The 19,688-nt window shown below is 64.2% G+C and carries 19 protein-coding genes; 7 read left to right on the top strand and 12 right to left on the bottom strand.

The features are described 5' to 3' along the window. The first annotated feature begins 6 nt into the window (after nt 1–6). The gene (locus HBE63_RS03690; protein WP_166903362.1) at nt 7–1,179 is read left to right on the top strand and encodes a cytochrome P450; all 1,173 of its coding nucleotides are present in this window, start codon (nt 7–9) and stop codon (nt 1,177–1,179) included. A 15-nt stretch (nt 1,180–1,194) separates the two neighbouring features. On the opposite strand, the gene HBE63_RS03695 is transcribed toward HBE63_RS03690, so the two are convergent. From HBE63_RS03695 to HBE63_RS03725, 7 genes are read right to left on the bottom strand one after another with little or no spacing between them, the layout of a single operon-like run. Next, nucleotides 1,195–1,791 carry a TetR/AcrR family transcriptional regulator gene (locus HBE63_RS03695; protein WP_082448856.1) on the bottom strand — a complete coding sequence of 199 codons (597 nt, stop codon included), beginning with the start codon at nt 1,789–1,791 and terminating at the stop codon, nt 1,195–1,197. Nucleotides 1,792–1,820: 29 nt separating this feature from the next. Beyond that, entirely contained in the window at nt 1,821–3,419 is a 1,599-nt protein-coding gene (locus tag HBE63_RS03700; RefSeq protein ID WP_166903364.1) for a class I adenylate-forming enzyme family protein, read from the bottom strand. After that, nucleotides 3,416–4,648 carry a CaiB/BaiF CoA-transferase family protein gene (locus HBE63_RS03705; protein WP_055111241.1) on the bottom strand — a complete coding sequence of 411 codons (1,233 nt, stop codon included), beginning with the start codon at nt 4,646–4,648 and terminating at the stop codon, nt 3,416–3,418. The genes HBE63_RS03700 and HBE63_RS03705 overlap by 4 nt, the downstream gene beginning before the upstream one ends. A gap of 5 nt (nt 4,649–4,653) precedes the next feature. Then, nucleotides 4,654–5,850, bottom strand: coding sequence for a cytochrome P450 (locus HBE63_RS03710; protein WP_166903366.1), 1,197 nt, complete (start codon nt 5,848–5,850; stop codon nt 4,654–4,656). Between the two features lie 55 nt (nt 5,851–5,905). After that, the gene (locus tag HBE63_RS03715; protein WP_243858486.1) at nt 5,906–6,715 is read right to left on the bottom strand and encodes an SDR family NAD(P)-dependent oxidoreductase; all 810 of its coding nucleotides are present in this window, start codon (nt 6,713–6,715) and stop codon (nt 5,906–5,908) included. Further along, nucleotides 6,712–6,858 carry a hypothetical protein gene (locus HBE63_RS03720; protein WP_166903368.1) on the bottom strand — a complete coding sequence of 49 codons (147 nt, stop codon included), beginning with the start codon at nt 6,856–6,858 and terminating at the stop codon, nt 6,712–6,714. The genes HBE63_RS03715 and HBE63_RS03720 overlap by 4 nt, the downstream gene beginning before the upstream one ends. 18 nt (nt 6,859–6,876) lie before the next feature. Then, nucleotides 6,877–7,815 (bottom strand): hypothetical protein, encoded by a 939-nt coding sequence (locus HBE63_RS03725; RefSeq protein ID WP_166903370.1) that lies wholly within the window; start codon nt 7,813–7,815, stop codon nt 6,877–6,879. A gap of 273 nt (nt 7,816–8,088) precedes the next feature. Here HBE63_RS03725 and HBE63_RS03730 point away from each other — a divergent pair, with 273 nt between their 5' ends. From HBE63_RS03730 to HBE63_RS03745, 4 genes are all read left to right on the top strand, one after another. Then, nucleotides 8,089–8,892, top strand: a complete 804-nt coding sequence (locus HBE63_RS03730) for an enoyl-CoA hydratase/isomerase family protein (RefSeq protein WP_166903372.1) — start codon at nt 8,089–8,091, stop codon at nt 8,890–8,892. Nucleotides 8,893–8,924: 32 nt separating this feature from the next. Then, on the top strand, nt 8,925–10,316 hold the full coding sequence (locus tag HBE63_RS03735; RefSeq protein ID WP_166903374.1) for a phosphotransferase family protein: 1,392 nt from the start codon (nt 8,925–8,927) through the stop codon (nt 10,314–10,316). A 109-nt stretch (nt 10,317–10,425) separates the two neighbouring features. Further along, nucleotides 10,426–11,238: a phytanoyl-CoA dioxygenase family protein gene (locus tag HBE63_RS03740; RefSeq protein ID WP_166903376.1), complete on the top strand. Its 813-nt coding sequence runs from the start codon at nt 10,426–10,428 to the stop codon at nt 11,236–11,238. 58 nt (nt 11,239–11,296) lie between these two features. Then, a complete protein-coding gene (locus HBE63_RS03745) occupies nt 11,297–12,259 on the top strand; it encodes a hypothetical protein (protein ID WP_243858487.1) in 963 nt (320 codons plus the stop codon). A gap of 129 nt (nt 12,260–12,388) precedes the next feature. Here the strand turns inward: HBE63_RS03745 and HBE63_RS03750 are convergent, their stop codons facing one another. Together HBE63_RS03750 and HBE63_RS03755 are read right to left on the bottom strand one after the other, a co-directional pair. After that, nucleotides 12,389–13,399: a phosphotransferase family protein gene (locus HBE63_RS03750; RefSeq protein WP_166909333.1), complete on the bottom strand. Its 1,011-nt coding sequence runs from the start codon at nt 13,397–13,399 to the stop codon at nt 12,389–12,391. 11 nt (nt 13,400–13,410) lie between these two features. Continuing rightward, nucleotides 13,411–14,619, bottom strand: coding sequence for an acyl-CoA dehydrogenase family protein (locus HBE63_RS03755; protein WP_166903378.1), 1,209 nt, complete (start codon nt 14,617–14,619; stop codon nt 13,411–13,413). A 132-nt stretch (nt 14,620–14,751) separates the two neighbouring features. Between HBE63_RS03755 and HBE63_RS03760 the strand changes: the two genes are divergently transcribed. Beyond that, entirely contained in the window at nt 14,752–15,594 is an 843-nt protein-coding gene (locus HBE63_RS03760) for a TetR family transcriptional regulator (RefSeq protein WP_243858488.1), read from the top strand. 262 nt (nt 15,595–15,856) lie between these two features. Here the strand turns inward: HBE63_RS03760 and HBE63_RS03765 are convergent, their stop codons facing one another. Beyond that, nucleotides 15,857–16,510, bottom strand: coding sequence for a TetR/AcrR family transcriptional regulator (locus tag HBE63_RS03765; protein ID WP_166903380.1), 654 nt, complete (start codon nt 16,508–16,510; stop codon nt 15,857–15,859). A gap of 333 nt (nt 16,511–16,843) precedes the next feature. Here HBE63_RS03765 and HBE63_RS03770 point away from each other — a divergent pair, with 333 nt between their 5' ends. Next, nucleotides 16,844–18,073: a CaiB/BaiF CoA-transferase family protein gene (locus HBE63_RS03770; RefSeq protein ID WP_166903382.1), complete on the top strand. Its 1,230-nt coding sequence runs from the start codon at nt 16,844–16,846 to the stop codon at nt 18,071–18,073. A 39-nt stretch (nt 18,074–18,112) separates the two neighbouring features. Here HBE63_RS03770 and HBE63_RS03775 read toward each other — a convergent pair whose 3' ends face one another. Together HBE63_RS03775 and HBE63_RS03780 are read right to left on the bottom strand one after the other, a co-directional pair. After that, the gene (locus HBE63_RS03775) at nt 18,113–18,934 is read right to left on the bottom strand and encodes a thioesterase family protein (protein ID WP_166903384.1); all 822 of its coding nucleotides are present in this window, start codon (nt 18,932–18,934) and stop codon (nt 18,113–18,115) included. Next, nucleotides 18,935–19,678 carry an alpha/beta fold hydrolase gene (locus HBE63_RS03780; RefSeq protein ID WP_166903386.1) on the bottom strand — a complete coding sequence of 248 codons (744 nt, stop codon included), beginning with the start codon at nt 19,676–19,678 and terminating at the stop codon, nt 18,935–18,937. It abuts the gene before it with no gap. Between the last annotated feature and the right edge of the window lie 10 nt (nt 19,679–19,688).

Below are 19,688 nucleotides of genomic sequence, written 5' to 3' on the forward strand. Positions count from 1 at the left end.
GATGTTATGACTGATACCTGCCCCGCAATGCCGGCCCTCGATGCGCTGCCGTTTCGCGCCGACCGAACTGGCGCATGGCGCATATTGCATGCCGCCGGCGATGTCAGTGTCTCGGATAAAGGCGTCTACTTCATCACCGGCGCCGATGCGGTCGAGGCCGCCGCCAAGCAACCCAACGTGTTCTCCTCGAGTGGGGCGTTCGCTCTCTTGGGCAGCCCGATCCCGCTCGTACCGATCGCATTCGACCCACCTGAGCACACCCGGTATCGGCGCATGGTGGACAAGTTCTTCAGCCCGCGCAGTATGGCCGCCATCGAACCTGAGCTTCGTCAGCAGGTCGGCGACTTGATCGACGGGATCGTCGCCGGCGGCGACGCTTGTGAAGTGGTCGGCGCGTTGGCAATTCCGTATCCCTCGCAGGTGTTCCTGACATTGTTCGGTTTGCCGCTCGAAGACCGGGACCGCCTGATCGGGTGGAAGGACGCGATCCTCCAGTTCGCCGAAGCAGATAGCCCCGAGCCGACTCCCGAAGTGTTGATGCAGGCTGCCGAGATGTATGGGTATCTGTTCGAGCACCTCACCCACCGCCGCGACAATCAGGGCGACGACCTGCTCAGTCAGCTGCTCGCCGACCGCGAGGAAGGCGGTCTGACCGACGAGGAGATCCTCGGCCTGTGTTTCTTGTTCATCATTGCCGGTCTGGACACCGTCACCGCTGCGGTCGGATTCGCGATCACTGCTTTGGCGCAGGACCCGGCACGTCGGCAACAGTTGATCGAACATCCCGAGGAGATCCCGACCTTCATCGAGGAGATACTGCGCGTTGACGGCCCGGTGCCGTATGCGCCGCGGGTCACCACCGAGGAGGTCCATATCGGCGACGTTGCGATTCCTGCCGGATCCACCTGCTGGCTCAGCTTCGGAGCAGCGAACCGGGATCCGGCCCGCTTCGACGACCCGGACACCGTGCACGATGACCGGGCCAATCATTTCGCCTTCGGGCGCGGTCCACACCGCTGCCTCGGATCACACTTGGCGCGCATGGAACTTCGGCTGGTGATCGAAGAGTGGAACAAGCGGATTCCGCACTACGCGCTGAGCAACGTCGAAGTACCACAGGTCATCTGGCCGAGCGGGACTCTCGCACTCGAGCGAATCGATCTGACTATCTCACAGTGACTTGGTCTTCGGGTTTCAGATGGCCGGGTTACGAACGCCTTCGAGCAGGGCGTCGAGGGCCTCACCGACTGCGACGCGTGCGGCCGGGACGTCGTCGGAGTTGCCGACATACAGTGCTGCCTCTTCGCATGAGACGAGCAGAAGATGCGCTAGGGCGTCGGGTGCCACTGCTCGCATACTCCCGTCGCGAACGCCGTCGGCCACGAGCTGGCGGATAGTATTGAGGCCGTAGGAGGAGCCGATCGCACGGAACCTTTCCCATCCCAGCACCGCGGGCGCATCGAGAACAATGCGGCGGATGTCGCTGTCCAGACCGGTGTCGAGGTAGCTGTCGATCGTTCGCTTCAACCGGCCGAAGCCTGAGGGTAATCCGATGAACGGATCGACGTGCCGATCCATCAGTTCTTTCAGTACCTCTTCGAACACGGCCCCGAACAGGGCGGACTTGTCTTCGAAGTGGTGATACAGCGCGCCTCGGGTCCCGACCCCAGCCGCCCGGGCGATCTCCTCGGTACTAGCGGCGGCGAAGCCCACTCGGGAGAACATCTCTCGCGCAGCGCTGAGTATCTGCTGGCGTGACCGCTCGCCGCGCTTCAGTGACACCCTGGGCATACATCGACTTTAGCCGCCATCAATCACTGTCATCGGAAGTACCGTGCTCGCAGGTCTGCCTTGCGCACCTTGCCCAGTGCTGTGCGTGGCATCGCGTCGACGACGACCAGTCGCTCCGGTGTCTTTTGGCGGGCCAGACCAGACGTTGCGAAATGCGCCTGAATTCCGTCGAGATCGACTGTCGCTCCCGGCTTCAGCACCACCACTGCGGCGACTACATCACCGTAACGCGGATGCGGTGCGGCCACCGCCGCGCCCTCCGCCACCGCCGGGTGCGTGTTCAGGACGTCTTCGACCTGTCCTGACGAGATGGTCTCTCCGCCACGGATTATCACGTCTTTGATCCGGTCGGTGATGGTCAGCCGACCTCCCTCATCGATGTGGCCCAGGTCGCCGGTACGAAACCAACCGTCCGCGGTGAAGGAGTCGGCATTGAGCCGAGGATCCTGATACCCGACGAACTGCTCGGGACCCTGTACGACGATTTCACCGTCGACACCGCACCCACACTCGGTGCCGTCCGGTCCGAGGACGCGTACCTGTGACCCTGGTAGGGGCTCGCCGTCCGTACTCAGTCGAGCCGACCGGTCTTGGCCGGTGTACAAGCCGGTGACCGTCGGGTGCTCGGTGGAACCGTAACTGCGGAACGTTCTGATGCCTGCGGCCGCCGCGCGGCGGCCCAGTTCCTCGGTCACCGGCGCGGCCCCAATCAAGAACTCGCGCAGCGTCGCGAGCGCCTCGGCGGTGTCGCCCAGATCGAGCAGGCTCTCCAGATGGAACGGCGTTCCGGCGGTGGCCGTAACCCCGAATCGTCGCACCACATCCACGGCTTGGGCCGCATCCCAGCCGTCGATGAACACGGCGCGGCTGCCGGAGAACAGTGGTCGCAGAATGCTGCCAACGCCAGCGATATGCCCTGGAGGAAAGCTCACGAGCTGTACATCGTCCGGACCGCCGGCAAGCACGGACGGCATCGTCCGGTGCTCGGCGAGCAGCGTGTTGTGGGAGTGCTGCACGCCTTTGGGTGCCGACGTGGTGCCTGAGGTGTACACCAGCAGACACACCTCATCGGCGGTCACCGCGGGCCGAAAGTAGTCACCGGCGGATCGGTCGAGTTCCGACCATGTCGTGAAGGCCGGCCCCGGCTCGGCGTCGAGCAGGACGACAGCGCGCAGCGTCTCGATATCAGCGAGGTCCGGTACTCGTTCGCGGTAGGACGTCGACCTCCAGCGGTCGGCCATGATCAGGACCTTGGCGGCGGCTTCGGCCAGAATGAACCGGACCTCGGCGAGTCCGTAGATGTGCGGTATCGGTACCAACACCCCGCCGCAGAGCAGGACGGCCTGGTAGGCCACGGCGCACTCGGGCCGGTTCGTCAGCTGGACAGCCACCGCGTCGCCCGCGCTCACTCCCAATCCTTGCAGAGACGCCGCCACCGCCAGTGCGTCACGGTGGATGGCATCGATCGTCGGGCCGCATACCTCACCGTCGACGACAAAAGAGACTGGTGTCGAGCTATTTCCGCGCGCCCCGGTTTCGAAGGCATCCAGGCAGGTCGTCTGCGCGAACCACCCTTGCTGGTACCACTTGTCTCGCAGCTGCGTGTAGTCGAAGACTGCCGTGCTCACGTTACTGCACCGTCGATCTTGAACTGGATCAGTTCGACCTCGGAGAAGCCCAGCGCGCGAAGTACTTCGTCGGTGTGCTCTGCGAACTGCGGTGCCCGGGTCAGCTCGGCCGGGCTTTCGTCGAACTGTACTGGGTTGGCTACCAGCTCACGCGGTACACCATCACTGTCAATGATCTGCGCAATCAACCCATTCGCGCGTAGCGACGGATCCTGGCCGACCTCCCATGAGTTCTGCACTGCGGCCCACTGACCTTCGCCACGCGACAGTATGTCCAACCAGTCGGCGTATGGTCGCCCCGCCACTACGGTGGCGACGATGCCGGCCGCCTCGCCCGCGTTGGTCATCAGCTTCTCGACCGTGTCGAAGCGTTCGTCGACGGCCAGGTCCTCTCGTCCGATCAACGAACAGAACTCGGGCCAGTAGCGACCCGGCTGTAGCATCGCGAATTCCAGCCAACGGTCGTCGGAAGTCCGGTAGGCACCGATCAAAGGGTTGGTCGCGGATCCGTGCTTCGGCGGCTCGGGTGCAGGCAGTGGTCCCTGTGCCATCAACGCCAGGTTCACCGAGAACTGCGTCGCCCACGCACCGACACCCAGCAATGAGACATCGACGACGGAGGGATCGCCCGTGATCGAGCGGGAGTACAGGGCTGCCGCGATTCCGCCGGCGATCGTCATGCCACCCATCGAGTCGCCGTAGGCACCCGCGGGCATCCTGGCCATCTGTTCTGCGGTCGGCGCAGTGACCCCGGCCGCACTGCCCCCGCGCGCCCAGAAGGCAGTGCTGTCGTAGCCGCCTTTGTCTGTCTCGGGTCCGCGCTGGCCGAATCCGCTGCCGCGGACGTAGATGATGTCCCTATTGATCGCTCGCACGTCTTCCAGTTCAATTCCCAAGCGGTGCCGTGCATCCGGCAAAAAGTTGGTGACGAAGACGTCGCTGGAGCGGACCAGGCTTTCGAACACTGGCCGGCACGCCGGGTTGTCCAGCGCCAGGCCAACGCTGCGCTTGCCGCGGTTCGGACCTTCCATGATGGGGAAGTACGACGACCCTTGGCTCGTCACGTCCAAACCCAACAGACGCACCAGTCCGCGTTGGGCGTCACCGCGCTCGGCATGTTCCACCTTGATGACGTCGGCGCCCCAGTCCGCCAGAACAGCGCCTGCTGCCGGCACGAACGTGAACTGGGCGACCTCGAGGATCCGGACGCCCTCCATCGGTCGGCTCATGGCGGCTACGTTTCCCAGTGCAGCGGTAGCGATTGCAGGCCAATCTGGCCGCCGTTCTCGTACAGCGCGACATCCGGGTCCAGTCGGTAGTGCGGGATACGTTTGTGCCACTCCTCCATGGCGATGCGCAATTCGCGGCGAGCCAAATGTGACCCCAGGCAACGGTGTGGTCCCGCGCCGAAAGCGATGTGATTGTTCGGTGTGCGCGTGATATCGACGGAGGCGGCGTTGGCGAACGCTGTGTCGTCTCGGGTGGCGGCATTGATGGGGAGATTGACCATATCGCCGGCTTTCATGGGGCAGCCCTGCACGGTGGTGTCCACGGTGACGCGGCGCGCCGAGGTCACGATGGCGTAGACCCGCAGGAATTCCTCGATTGCGGTCGGAATGGTATCGGGTGCGTCGACAATGAGTTGCCGGTCGGCGGGATTGCCGGCCAGGTGCCAGAAGATCCAGCCGAGTGTCGAGGTGACGGTATCGAGACCGGCCATGAACATCAGCAGGCAGAATGACAACAGGTCGGAATCGCTCACGGGGCTGCCATCGATCTCGTATTGCAGTGCCCTACTGACGATGTCGTCGCGTGGATCGGCGCGCCGTTGGTCGATCACAGTGGTGAAGCGGTCCATGACCGCGACCATGGCGCTAGCTGCGTTGTCACGTCCCGCCTGATCCTGCGGGCTGTGCAGGATGCCAGTCTCCCAGCGCAGGAACTGGTCGAGTTCGTCGGCGGGTAGGCCCATCAACTCGAGAAAAATGGTTGTGGGGAACTGTGCCGCGAACTCCGCAATGAAGTCGCATGAACCCTTGCCTGCAACGGCATCGACGCATTCGATCGCTCGGGCTCGGACGGTGTCATCGAGGCGGGCGATCGCGTTGGGAGCGAACAGTGGCCCGAGTTGGCGACGCCACTGGCGGTGTTCGTCACCGTCGAGCATTTCGGGGATCCATTTGTATTGGGGATCGGGGTCCAGCGCGGTGACCACGCTGCTGGAAAAGGTCTGCGGGTCCTGCATGACCTGCAGGATTCCTTCGTAGTTCACGATCTCCCAGAAGCCAGGTCCGAAATCGTTGTGATACCAGGGAGATCGGGACCTGAGTTCGTCGTAGGTGGCAAAATGCGCGCACACTGGCTGCACGGCGGTGTAATCGAAATTCAGTGAGGTGTGCGGTTGTTTGGTCTGGTCCTGCGACGTGGTCATCGGATCTGCCTCCTGAGTGGTGGATGTGCTGGCGCTCAACAGGTGTGGGCGTGCTCTAGCCGAACAGGCTGGTGTCGGGGGCGCCGCCGTCGACGGCTATGCGCTGGCCGGTGATGTACTCCCCGTCCTGAGAGGCGAGAAATGCGATGACTCCGGCGACATCCGGGGGTCGACAGGTCCGGCCGAACGGATAGGACGGTTCGAGTTCGGCGATCGAGGCTCCCGCCGCAGCAGTGACGAGCCGTTCCCCCATGTCTGTGGCCACCAGGCCGGGGGCGACAACGTTGACCCGAATGCCGTACTGTCGCTCCTCGCGGGCCAGCGTGAGTGCTGCAGCCTCCAGTGCGCTCTTCGCCAGGGTATACGCCGCAGCACCTTTGGCGAACTCGCGGGTTATGGTGCTCGATATCGCGATCACGTCCGCACGACCGGTCGAGCGGAGCTGTGGCAGAGCGGCCCGTATCAGAGCCAGAGGGCCGAGCAGGTGCACATCGAGCAGTCGCTGGTATTCCGCGCGGTCAGTATCGGCGATGCTGGTCCCGCGCGACGCGGTGCCGGCGTTGCTGACCAGCAAGTCGAGCGTGCCCAGATCGTCGCTGATCTTTGACAGCATTGGTAACATGGCGCTTTCGTCGGTGACCGAGCCTGAATAGGCTTGGGCTCGCCCGCCCGTCGAGGTGATTTCGTCAACCACGCTGCGGGCGGCCCCGGCGTCTTTGCGGTAGTTCACGGCCACCGCTGCGCCGTCGCGCGCCAGCCGCAGGGCGATGCCACGGCCCACTCCGCGGGAACCTCCGGTGACGAGGGCGACCCGGCCGGTCAGTGGCTTGGCCAGGCCGTGGACCGACGGTCGCCTCTCAGTCACCTCGGCCACGAGTAGACCACCACAAACAGGATCGCCATCAGGCCATAGCAGGTCAGCAGGATGTACAGCGTCTCGCGCCGTAGCCCTTCGCTGGTTGTCGGAGGCTGCATGAGGGCTTGGATGCGGTCGTCATCCGGGGTCATGAGTGTTGTCCTATCTCGTCAGGGGACGTAGATGCTGTGGCTGCCGGTGGCCACTCGCATGATGAGCAGCGGTAACACGGTCATTGCGAAGAACGAGACCTGGAAGATCACGAACCAGGACCCGAATCGGGCAAGTTCGAACTTCCATCGCGCAATGCTGACCTCGTAGTCCAGGAATGCGTCGAACTCAGCGGTGCGATCGACCCTTGCGGCAGTACGTTGGTCGGCGACCAAGGTTGACGCGCTGGCAGTGTTCTGAGGGTCGCGCGGTGCCGCGGTCGCCGGTACCGGTGGTTTCGGCCGGGTGAACCGTTGCAGCCCGAGGAAGCGTTCGAAGTGGTTCAGCGTCCGGATCCGTGGCTTTCCGGCCCAGTAGGCGATCAGGTTGGGCCAGAATGTCATCAGGCCGATCGTCCATAGCAGGGTGAATTTTCCGCCGTTGGCGAATTCGAGGTGGGGCCCGATGCCTGGGTCGTAGACCCACCAGCCCATCGCTGCGGCGGTGACTTCGACCAGGAAATCCCACACGTAGTTCACCGGTATAGCCAGTACCGCAATGGCTTTGAGAAGGGACCAGCCGTAGCGATCGACCAGGAACTGGCCGATCTTCAGGACTATCCAGGCATGCACGGTCCAGTAGCAGGCGTAGGCAAACGGCATGAACAACGGATCGTTGGGGGTTTTGAGGGGTAGCCAGTCCAGTAGGTGGTGCTGGGCGAAGGTTGGGCTGTAGATCAGTTGCTGACCCCAATCTCCCACTGTCTCCATCCAATACACCAACATGCTGTTGGTCAGAAACAGGAAGCCCCAGGTGAGGCGTCGTCGGCGCACGGTGTCGATCACGGCGAGCAGCACGACCAAGCCGCCGAGGATGGGGATGACCCAGTTGAAGAACCAGACACCGCTCGGGTGTAGCAGCGCCGGCGGTGTGGGCGGCGCAGTGAGTGCAAACGTCATCGTTCCTCCATCGGTCAGCACAGGGCGATTGGGGTCACATCACGCTAGGAGGGTGACGTGGGCCATAGCCATGTGTAACATACAGCTGTATGTTTTTGAGAGTCAATGGGTGCCGAGGCGATGTTTCAGTGGGTCAAACATGTTGCAGGAAGGGATAACCGGGGTGCGAGTACCGATCTACGGCGCATGCAGGCCCGCTGATGTCGCCGTCCAGGCGGCATCCGTAGCGCCGACGGCTGCGCTGTGAGCGCTGTCGGGCCACCGGCAGGATCCGTGCCGGAGGTGGTGCTGTCACGCCCGCGTGCCGGGTTGATCCTGATCGAATTGAATCGGCCGCACCGCTTGAACGCCCTGACTGCAACGATGGTCGAGTCGCTGCATCAAGCGTTGGCTGAGGCCGGCGCGGACCTACAGTGTCGAGTCGTCGTTCTCAGTGGCGTCGGGCGGGGGTTTTGCGCTGGCCTTGACCTCAATGGGTACGGGCAGTTGCGACACGACCCCAATAGCGGAGATGTCCAGGCGAAGTTGTCGGTGCAGCGTCATATCGCATCGCTGGTTCAACGCATCAGGGCGCTTCCGCAGCCGGTGATCGCTTCAGTCAACGGAGCCGCGGCCGGGGGTGGTCTGGCCTTGGTGTGCGCCTGCGATGTGCGGCTGGCTTCGGTAAACGCTGAATTCGCGGTGTCGTTTATCCGGGTCGGATTCTCGGGCTGCGATATCGGAACGTCATGGATGCTGCCGAGGCTGGTGGGGGCCGGTCGGGCCCATGAGCTGATGCTGACTGGTCGAAGGTTTGACGCCGCGGAAGCGCTGCGGATTGGCTTGGTCTCGGACGTTGTGACCGTGGTAGATCTTCCCGACCGGGTCTCCGGCACCGTCGACGCACTGCTGGCCGCGCCACCGTTGTCGTTGGCACTGACCAAACAGGCGATGTGGCTGTCGCTGGAAATCCCGTCTTTGGACGCAGCGATCGAACTGGAGAACCGGCAGCAGGTGCTGACTGCGCTGACCCAGGATCAGGCTGAAGCGATGACTGCGTTTCGCGATGGCCGTAAACCGAAGTATTCCAATCGATGACACGGATGAATCAGACGGGCGGTCGGAAAACGATGACGATGGCGACGCACCAGGACAACGCCTCCACCCTCAGCAGCGACATGCTTGCCTGGGTGGAAGACGTTGTCGGCGCGACTGTCACCGCGGTGGACAGGCGCCCCGGCGGAGGTCGGCGCGAAGCCTGGTTCGTCGACGTCGCGTGTGCCGACGGGTCCACGCTCGAACTGTTTCTTCGTTACGACCGCACGGACCCGTCCGCGTCCGGTGATCCGTTCACCCTCCGTCGTGAGGCGGCGTTCTTTTCTGCCATGGCCGGCAGCGCCGTGCCGGTGCCGCACATCTATGCCGTTCATCCTGTCGAGCAGGCGATCCTCTCCGACCGGGTCGCGGGGGAGGCATGGTTCTCCCGGCTCAAAGATCCCGATGAGCGAGTTGCGGTAGCGACGGACTTCATGCGGATCCTGGCCGCACTGCATGGCCTGGACCCTGAAAGGCTTCAGTTGGATTCGGAGCGGGGTCCGGGGACGTTGCCGGAGTTCGTCGCAGCCGAAATCGACCGGTGGGAAGCGTTTTACCGCACCAGCGAGGCGGCGCCCGACCCGCTCATCGAGGTCGGCTTCGCATGGCTGAAAGCCAACATACCCGCTGCACAAGGGCCGGTGGTCATCGTGCACGGGGACGCCGGGCCGGGAAACTTCTTGTACAGCGGCGGGCGGGTGTGTGCGGTGCTGGACTGGGAGTTGGCCCACCTCGGTGATCCCCACGACGACTTGGCATGGGTCAGCGTCCGCGCCGTGCAGGAGCCGTTCACCGACCTGGTCGACCGATTCGACGACTACGCGCGGTTCAGCGGCAGGCCGGTGGACATCTCCCGGGTGCGGTACTACCGGGTGTTCGCCGAGCTGAGGATCCTGGTGCTCAGCCACCGCACGATCGGTCACACCGACCCGCTCGGGGAAGTCGGAAACGCCTTGATCTACACCGCATTACATCGTCGGTTGTTCGGTGAGGCAATGGCTGACGTGCTGCGGATCGGCCTGCACCAGCCGGCCGACCTCGACGCGCCGAGCACGCCACGTGCATGGTGGTATGACGCGGCACTCACGCAGATCGGTCAGATCATCGTTCCCCGTAGCACGGATCCGTTCGTGATCCTGCGGAGCAAAGGTGTTGCCCGGATGGTGAAGTATCTGCGCGAAATGGACCGGCTCGGCGGCGCGGCTGAGGCGGCCGATCTCGACGACCTGACCGATCTGTTGGGCGCCCGACCGGTGTCGGTGGCCGAGGGCGTCGCTGCGGTCCTCGACCGCTTCGGTTCGGGCGCAATCGATGTCAACGATGTGGTGCGGGTGCTGCACCGGCAGACACTTCGGGAGATGCAGATCTTGCGACCGGCGATGGGCGTGCTCGCCGAACGCATGTTTGATCCGCTGGAACGGTCATGAGCCGCTTCCTCGCCCGACGTGCATGCAGTCCGCAGCGATTGGGCGGAATAGCCAACGCAATCAACAGTTTCCGTGGATCGTCCCCGGCACAGATGGGAAGGGCAGTGCAATGGTGCAATATCTCGCAGTCTCGGATGAAGATCTCGCGCAGCGTGTATGCGCGGCGCTCGAGGCAGACGGAGTGGCCGTCGTCGAGGATGCGATCGGCCCCGACATGATCGCGCGGGCCAAAACGGCCCTGGAACGTGGAGCCCGCGAGGACGAGGCCCACGGTTTTCAGGTCCGCGGATCCGCCTATGACCCTGATGACCTCAACATTCGCGTACGGAATTTGCCCGGCAAAGATGCGGTGTTCCGGGAGATGCTCGAGCTGCCGGCGCTGCGGGCAGCGGTCACCGGATGGCTCGGCCACAGTGTCCGGTTGTCGAATTTCACGTCCAACACGACGTTGCCCGGCGCGGGCGCCATGGCGTTGCACGCCGACCAGAACCCCATCCCGGCTCCGTGGCCGCCCTACCCGTGCACCCTGAATGTGGCCTTCGCGATCGATGCCTTCACTCCAGACAACGCCACTCGCTACATGCCCGGAACGCACCGTGAGAGTGGCCCCCCGGCCTGGGAGGGCACGCATCCCGACGCGATCCCATTATGTGGGCCGGCGGGGTCAATGATCTTCATGGAGGGCCGGATCCACCACCAAACCGGCCGCAACACCGGCACGGCACCGCGCTCAGGCGCGTTCGCCTTCTTCGCCCGCTCCTTCCTGGCTCCGCAATTCGAATGGCACCGCGGCATACCGCAGGACATGCGCGCCACCCTGAGCCCGTGGCTACGCGAGATCCTGGGTTTCGGGCAGTCCGGTGGCACTGCCAACTTCATCCCGGAGGATGCCACCGCTGCCGCGGCCCCGGCGCAGCGATGACCGCCAGACCCACGTGTCCTCGACGTCGAGGCGAACCCGCCCCAATGAGGAGCTGAATGTGAACCTGCACGCCATCCCCATCCCCGCTGTGCCCGGCTCCGAGGACTTTGCGCCATCCGATGACGGCCTCCATGAACCCGGCAGCGAGTTCTATTTCAATGAGACTTACTGGTTTTCGTTCTTCGCACCCGAACGCGGCCTCGGCGGATGGCTCTACTCGGGCATCCGGCCCAATGCCGGAGTAACCACCGGCGGCTGCTGGATCTGGGACTCCAGCGGCACCGATCCGTGGGAGATCCCTTTCTTCGAACAGTTCAACTGGCTGAAACCGCCGACGTCATCCGACGCTCACCAGCTTGTGTTGCCCAACGGAAACACCGTCACCACCGCCGAACCTGGGCAGGCATACGATCTGGTCTTTGACGACCGCGACCGTCTGGAAGCGCGCCTGCGGTTCACCGGTACTGAACGCCCGGTTCCGCTGCGCCCGGGCACACCGCCCTATCCCAAGGCATCGCACTTTGACCAAACCGGACATGTCGGCGGCCACCTGCTCTTAGATGGTCAGCGCATAGACATCGATTGCTACGCCATGCGGGACCGGTCATGGGGACCGCGCCGGGAGCGCGGCTACCGACCGATGGCCTACACCTGGCTTGCCGATGCACACACCTCGTTGCTGACCTATGCCACACCCGATGAAGGCCGCGACGGGACTGACTCGGTCTATGCAGGCTATCTGCGTCGTAACGGTGCAGTCGGCTACCTTGTGTCGGGTGTCCGGCAGGTTCGTCGAGACCCGCGCAAGCACTGGATCACCAACATTTCGATAGACGTCATCGATGGCGACGGGCGCCCCTTCAGCGCACATGGCAGGGCAGTCAGCAGAATGATTTTGCCGACCGCCACGAGCGTGTGCGTCAATTCGCTGATGGAATTCACGGTGGACGGCACGATAGTCCATGGCGAGGACCAGGACGTGTGGCCGATGAACGCATGGCGCACGATGCCCGGGACATAGTGCGCAGGTCTGTGGTGGCGCAGCCAATCTGCGGCTCCGTGCAGCCCGGGGAATTCACGGACGCGGTAGTTTTCCAGGAACGACAGCCAGCCTCGGTGGTTTCGGCCGGGGGTCGGGCTCACGCCATAGTCACGCAGACCGCCTATGGCGGATGGCGCGAAGGCCGGCTGCCATGAACTCCGGTGTCGTCTCCGCCGCGCGGACGGCGTCGTTACCGGCGTCCGCTCCCTGAAGCGCGCGGTGGGTGATGCCCTCGGCGATGACGCCGAGTTTGAAGTACGCCAATGCCAGGTAGAAGCTCCAGTGCGCAAGGTCCCGCCCGGACGCCATGGCGTACATCTGTGCCAGGGCGTCGGGCGAAGGCAGCCGCGGGCTGGTCCACGCAGCCTTCATACCCAGCACGAGGTCGAAAACGGGCTCGCGGTACACGCACATCAGCGCGACATCGGTAAGCGGGTCACCAAGAGTCGACATCTCCCAGTCGACCACGGCGCGAACAATATTCGGGTCGGTGGCGTCGAGAATCGTGTTGTCGACCCGAAAGTCGCCGTGCACGATGGATACCGCCGACGTAGGTGGCACTGCGTCGGCGAGGGCCGAGTGCAGCGCTGCGACGTCAGGTAGGTCGCGTGTCTTGACCCGGTCCCATTGTCCGGCCCAGAGTTTGACCTGCCGGGCCAGGAATCCGTCGGGGCGGCCGAACTTCTCCAGGCCGACGGCCGGGTAGTCGACCGCGTGCAGGTCGGCGAGCACGCTGACCAGTGCGGCTGTATTGGCTTCGACCGCGGCGTCGCTGAGTGTGGCCAGATCGTCCTGATCCCGGATCACGGCGCCGTCGACGAATTCGACGACGGTCATCGGCGCGCCGAGGGCGGTACCGTCGGCATCGAAGGCGACGGTTCTGGCCACTGGAACCGGGCTGTCCTGCAATGCGGAGGTGACGGTGTACTCGCGCGCCATGTCATGCGCAGACGGGGTGAGCCCACTGGTCGGCGGCCGTCGGATCACCCAGGAGCAGGCGTCGTCATACGCCTTGAACGTCAGGTTCGATCGCCCACCGCTGATCAGTTCGACTTGTAGGTCGCCCGTGACCGGAACGCCTGAGCCGACGAGATAGTCGCGCAGCGCGGCGCTGTTCATGCCCGGTAGCGTCACTTTCCCTCCTGTTCAGCGCGTTTGGCAGCGCCGACCACTCGTTTGGCGATGGCCCACCGGTGTACTTCGGAGGGGCCGTCGTAGATGCGGAACGGGCGCACCTCGCGGGCGAGACGGGCCAGCGGCAGGTCGTCGGAGACACCCAGGCCGCCACACATCTGCGTGCTGCGGTCCACGATCCGGAAAATCGCCTCGGCGGCGTGTGTCTTGGCGATCGAGGTCGCGGTCGAGGCGTGTCCGCCCTGATCGAGCTCCCAGCACGCTCGCGTCAACAGTGCACGGGTCGAGGCGATATCGATCTCGTTGTCGGCCACCATCTTCTGGATCATCCCGAGATCACCGAGCCGCGTACCGAAGCCTTCGCGGCGTGCCACGTGAGCCACAGCGATATCGTGCCCGCGGCGCGCCGCACCGAGCCAGCGCATGACGTGCGTCATTCGAGCGGGCCCGAGCCGCACCTGCGCGTATTTGAACCCCTGGTCGACTTCGCCGAGCACCGCGGAGTCCGGGACAAACAGGTCCTCGAAGAACACCTCGCAGTGCCCACCGATCATTGCCTTGTCCGAGGTGCCGATATGACGGCCGACCCGCAGTTCCGGCGCGTCGGCCGGGGACAGGAACATAGTGGCTCCGCCACGTTGGCCGGGCTCGCCGGAGGTGCGGGCGAAGATGATGAAGAAGCCCGCGCCGTCGGCCCCTGTGATGAACCATTTGTGTCCAGAGATCCGCCAGCCGCCGTCAGCGCGCACCGCTCGGGTGCTGAGCGCCGACGGGTCCGAACCTGCGCCCGGTGGCGGCTCGGTCATCGCGAAGGCCGACCGGATCTCACCCCGGGCAAGGGGTTCGAGGTACTGCTGCTTCTGCTCCGAATTGGCGATGTGGGCCAGCATGTGGACGTTGCCCTCATCTGGTGCGGCGATGTTGAGTGCGGTGGGGCCGAACAGGGAGTAGCCGGCCGCCTCGAAGACCGGCGCGCGGTCGGACATGTTCAGCCCGTGGCCGCCGTATTCGATCGGTCCGTGCGGCGCGAAGACCCCGGCGTCTTTGGCGGCCTGCTGCAGGACAGCTCGCACGTCATCGCCGCCGGCCGCAGCGATATCGCCGTTGTGGTCGTCCTCGAGCGGGAGTACGACATCGCGGACGAATGTCTCGGTCTGCTCGACGAGTGTCAGAACCTCGGATGAGTATGACAGGTCAATCGGCATCGGGACTCCTTGGGACGCGCAGGTGCAGCTGGAACGATCGTTCGGCCCTGTGTGCTGAAACGCTGACATACCGTGGAAACTGAAGCAACAAATGTTCAGATATTCCGAACATCGGATGATGAGGAGCGCGCCGTGCCGATACACCAGGCGATTCGCACGGCGCGCCTCGGTACCGGACTGTCGCTTCGGAGACTGGCGCACCTGCTCGATGTCAGCCCCGCGACGATGAGTGCGATCGAGACCGGAAAGACAGGAGTGTCCGTCGAGCGCGTACTCGCGATTGCCGAGGCTCTTGACGTGGACATCCGCACGCTGATCGGCGGTATGCGCCGACCGCCGTTGCTTCGCAACAACACGCACCGGGCGAGTTCCCCGATCGGCGGCCAGGTGTCGTGGCGTGACTTTCCGCCACTGGCACTCGACCCGGTACTGCGAGCCGCCATCGAGTCGTTCGTGGCGACCGGCTATCACGGTGCCACCATGCGCTCTCTGGCGCAGCGGGCCGGCGTCAGCGTTCCCTCGGTCTATCACCGCTACCGAGACAAGCAGGATCTCCTGGTACGCATCTTGGACATCACCATGGGTGAACTGCACTGGCGGGTACGCGCCGCCCACGACGAGGGGAAGACGAGCATTCACCGGGTGGCGCTGATCGTCGAGGCGCTCGCGCTGTACCACACGCACCGGCGTGACCTGGCGTTCATCGGTGCGAGCGAGATGCGGAGTCTGGCCGGAACGAATCGATTCCGAATTGCCAAATCACGCAGTGATATCCAGCATCTGCTCGATGAGGAGATCGCGGCGGCGGTCAGTGACGGACATGTTGCGACCGAGCATCCGCGCGACGCCGGACGTGCAATCGCGACGATGTGCACATCTCTGGCCCAATGGTTTCGGATCGACGGTGTGTCCTCCCCGGAACAGATCGCCCGGGAGTACGCCGATTTCGCGCTTGACCTACTGCGCCGCGACTGATCAACGACCGTGGCCCGTCGTTTCCTCGGCGTCTTGCTGTTGTAACGCGGCAGGTGCTGTCCGCCATCGAGGTGTCCCGCCGGAGTATTTCCACGTACGAACACGTTGCGCTACATCAACGACAACCGGTGCCGTCGGTTCGGCAGCACGCCAGCATCAGCTGCTCAGCATGGATGCGCCGGTGTCCCGCTGTTCCGCGCACCAACTCACGCACCGGGGTTGGCGAGCGGGGAAATGTGCCTAATTTGTCAAGGACGATTTGTTAAGGAAGCCGACGCCGGTCCCCCTGTGGGGCGAGGCAGGCGGGAAGGAAAGCGCGGATGAGTCCTTCGTCGCCGCCGTCCTCGGGCCGGCCGGGTTCGGCGATCAAGCTGAACGCAATGCGTGTGACCCAGCGCGCCATGGTGTCGGCGGTGAGATCGTCGCGAACTTCGCCGGCCTCCATGGCGATTTCGAGTCGTCGGCCCAGAACTTGTGCAAGGTGCTGGCTCCAAGTTTCGGAGACCTCGGCCGCGTGAAAGGTTTTACTCAGATCGTCAGCGCCGATCAGCAGTGCCATGGTGGGCGAGTCCCGTGCCCCGCGCAGCCCAACCGCGGTGGCCTTGACGAGCTGCTCCAGGAAGGGTTCCTCGGTGTCCCAACAGGGTTCGGAGGCGTCGAGCACGGCACGGATCGCTCGTACGAATGACGCGGCCAGCAGGGCGTCCTTGGTGGGGAAGTAGTCGTAGACGGTCCGGCGATGCACACCGGCCCTGTTCGCGATATCGCTCATCCGAGTGCGACTCATGCCGCGCTCGATGTAGCACGCTTCGGCGGCGACAAGCAGTCGCTCCCGGGCCTGCTCTTCGCCGACAGGTGCATCGGCACCCCATGGTGTAGCCCGTCCTGAACTCGTCCGCCCTGACACGCTCGTCATTCTCGCAACCCTCGATTTCGCCCTCTTGACTGCAAACCACGTTTCACCCTACCGTGTGGTAGGAACCACAATATTTCCAATATGTGGTCCAGGAGACTCGGGAATGGATCGGTTGGACCTGTTGGCCTTTCGGTCACGACGTGTACCTAGTAATCTATGTTGGCTATGTGATCCATATCTCGACAAGTAGGAACGCCGTTGATACTGTAACTGGATAACGTCGCATTGATGAGTCATTAGTTGAGAACAAGCGCACATGGCAGTCGTTGCTCGCGCGACCGTGCAGCTCCGCGGCGACAACCTCAGCCCTGGCCCGAGGATGGATGTGGGTAGATGCAGAAACCGATGACCGGGGTGCGCGTCCTGGAAGTCGCGCAGTTCACCTTCGTGCCCTCGGCGGGCGCCGTGCTCGCGGACTGGGGTGCCGACGTCATCAAGATCGAGAACCCCGTGACAGGCGATGGGCAACGGGGGCTGGTGACTGTCAGCGGTCGCTCGGCCACTGCGCCGGGGGTCGCGTTTGCGCCGATGATCGAGGCACCGAACCGCGGCAAGCGCAGCGTCGGCCTGTCCCTTGCTCTCAACCAGTCGCGCCCGGTGTTCGAGGAGCTTGTCCGTCGCAGCGATGTTTTCCTGACCAACTATCTACCGCAGGCGCAGGCCAAGCTACGCATCGACCTCGATGAGATCCGGCGGATCAACCCGGCGATCATCTACGTCGCCGGCAGCGGATTCGGCAGCGAAGGGCCCGACCGGGATGCCGGCGCTCACGATGTGACGGCGTTCTGGGCACGTTCGGGCAGTGCCGACGGGGTGACGCCCACCGAATCGGAAGTGCCGACGGGCATGCCTGCCGGCGGATACGGCGACAACATGGGCGGGATCACCATCGCGGGCGCGGTGGCCGCGGCGCTGTATGGCAGGCAAGCGACGGGGCAAACCTCCGTCATCGACGTCTCTCTGCTGGCAGTAGGGGCGTGGGCCAATCAGTTCAACCTGAACCTGGCGATGCTGTATGACTGCCCCCTTCCCAAGATCGATCACCGCGGCCAGGCCCCCGGCAACCCGCTGACCGGGGCCTACCGGTGCTCGGATGGCCGGTTCATCCAGTTGTCGATGCTGCAGCCGACCCGCTACTGGTCGCCGATATGCCGGCTGTTCGGTCTGGAGGAAGCTGCCGACGACGAGCGGTTCGCCTCGCTGGAGTCGCTGGCGGCGCACGCCGACGAGGCCACGGCATTGATATCGACGGCGGTCGGTGCGCGGACCTTCGAAGAGTGCAAACACCTACTCAACCTGTCCGGCGGCCAGTGGGCGCCGGTGCAGGATGCCTGGGAGGCGGCCAACGACGAGTCGTTGATCGCCAACGGACGCATCGCCGATGTCGTTGATGCACAGGGTAATAAACAGCGGTTGGTGGCCAACCCGGTGAAGTTCGACGAGGCGGCCGCCCATCTCACCCGCGCACCGATGTTCGCCGAACACACCGACGAGGTGTTGCGGGAGTTGGGTATTGGTGATCACGACCTGATCGAGTTGAAAATCGAAGGCGCCATCACCTGAGGCTCACCGGGTCAGCCCGGCGGTTCGCGGATGTACCGCTCAGGTCGGCAGCAGCGACGGTGGTGGTGTGAATCCGGGGTTTATCAACGTCGTTGCCATGCCGCTGCCGACGGGCCCCGCCTTGTCGAACAGCGTGGCGACGCCGGTGCCGACCCCTTCATGGCCGTAGTGTGTCACCGCCGCCAAACCAATGTAGGGACCTTCTGGCAACCGGCTGAGCGTGAGGGTGTAGTCGGTGTTGATGAATTGCAGTCCGTCGGCGCCCCAATGGGTTATCGAGCTGGTCACGTCCCCGGCCATCGCGGCGCGCGTGAAAGGGGACAGCGGCTCGTCGTCGACGAGCGACTTGGTCTCCCGCACCCATGCGAACTTCTGTCCACCGTGCCTCCACTCGTCGCCCCCGACACCCGGACTGCCTGCAACCGGATCGCGGCCGTAGGAGTGGAACAGCATGAGGTGGTCGTCGTTCGGCATGTCGAGTTCCGCAGGGATTTCCGGCATCGTCATTGGCGTTGTCCACACCTTGTCTGTGGTGTGCTCGCTGTGGCGGAGGAACAAGGCGCTGGCCCGTGCCACCATGACGTCGTTCTGAGTCATCACCGCGTCGACGAGCCGAAGTCTGCGTCCGTCACGCACCACCGATGAATGCACCTGCAGGGGTGACAGCGCGACGGGTCTGAGCAGGTCGACTGTCAGCCGGGCGGGCTGCAGATCGGTATCGGCATCGTTGACTTCCTGCTCGACCGCTCGCCCGAGCAACCCGCCGACGTAGTGACCACTGAGTGATGGACCCCATGGCCCGCGCGCCAAACTGGTCGGCACGTAACTATCGCCGTCGGTGACGAAGAAACAACTCTGCACTCACCCTTCTCCTCTCAGCTGGCACCGCTCGATAAGTATGCGTGCCAGTTGTTCCGGGTGACTGATCATCACATCGTGGCAGGCATCGACGGGGATCACGTCCTGTATCCCACCGAGTGCTGCGATGCTCGCCAGCTGGGAATTCAGCGACAGCGCCCGATCATGGGTGGTCAGAATCCACGTGCGCGGCACCTCGTCGGGAAGTCCGCTGCGGTCGACGGGTTCGGCAGGAATCCGGGCCGACTCCGCGTAGAGCCGCGACATCGCGAACTGGCGTTGTGCGCGTGTCATGCCATTGCAGAAGGCGTATTGCGCCGCGAGCCGTGGCACCTTCACCGGGTCGCCCGCTTTGGCGGCACGTCGGGCGAAGAACGCCAAGGGGCCGCCGAGAGTGTCCACGATCGCTTGGCCTTGCCGCGGTATGAAAGCAGTCGCCAGGATCATCTCCCGCACCCGCGTCGAGCCGAGTTTGGCGACCACACCCGGCACCGTGACCCCTGCCATCGAGTGGCCGACGATCACGATGTCACCAAGACCTGCGTCTTCGATATCGGCGACGACCGAATCGACCCACTCACCGATAGTGGCGGTGGCGAGATTTCCGGGCTTGTTGCCATGGCCTGGCAGGTCTACCGCGAGGACACGCAATTCTGGCTCTTGGCAGCGTAGCTCGGCGATGGTCAATTCCCAGCAATCGGCGGCGTGTTCTCCGCCGTGGACGAGGACGAGGTCGGGCAGGGTCACGGGCGGCAGT

This window comes from Mycobacterium sp. DL440 (genome assembly GCF_011745145.1).
Lineage (GTDB): Bacteria > Actinomycetota > Actinomycetes > Mycobacteriales > Mycobacteriaceae > Mycobacterium.

Bases quoted from the DNA above. Each gene is read 5' to 3' on its own strand.
- HBE63_RS03765 (WP_166903380.1), bottom strand. From the start codon at position 16,510: ATGACGAGCGTGTCAGGGCGGACGAGTTCAGGACGGGCTACACCATGG.
- HBE63_RS03695 (WP_082448856.1), bottom strand. From the start codon at position 1,791: ATGCCCAGGGTGTCACTGAAGCGCGGCGAGCGGTCACGCCAGCAGATA.
- HBE63_RS03735 (WP_166903374.1), top strand. From the start codon at position 8,925: ATGACGATGGCGACGCACCAGGACAACGCCTCCACCCTCAGCAGCGAC.
- HBE63_RS03770 (WP_166903382.1), top strand. From the start codon at position 16,844: ATGCAGAAACCGATGACCGGGGTGCGCGTCCTGGAAGTCGCGCAGTTC.
- HBE63_RS03740 (WP_166903376.1), top strand. From the start codon at position 10,426: ATGGTGCAATATCTCGCAGTCTCGGATGAAGATCTCGCGCAGCGTGTA.
- HBE63_RS03755 (WP_166903378.1), bottom strand. From the start codon at position 14,619: ATGCCGATTGACCTGTCATACTCATCCGAGGTTCTGACACTCGTCGAG.
- HBE63_RS03720 (WP_166903368.1), bottom strand. From the start codon at position 6,858: ATGACCCCGGATGACGACCGCATCCAAGCCCTCATGCAGCCTCCGACA.
- HBE63_RS03725 (WP_166903370.1), bottom strand. From the start codon at position 7,815: ATGACGTTTGCACTCACTGCGCCGCCCACACCGCCGGCGCTGCTACAC.
- HBE63_RS03705 (WP_055111241.1), bottom strand. From the start codon at position 4,648: ATGAGCCGACCGATGGAGGGCGTCCGGATCCTCGAGGTCGCCCAGTTC.
- HBE63_RS03710 (WP_166903366.1), bottom strand. From the start codon at position 5,850: ATGACCACGTCGCAGGACCAGACCAAACAACCGCACACCTCACTGAAT.
- HBE63_RS03750 (WP_166909333.1), bottom strand. From the start codon at position 13,399: ATGAACAGCGCCGCGCTGCGCGACTATCTCGTCGGCTCAGGCGTTCCG.
- HBE63_RS03690 (WP_166903362.1), top strand. From the start codon at position 7: ATGACTGATACCTGCCCCGCAATGCCGGCCCTCGATGCGCTGCCGTTT.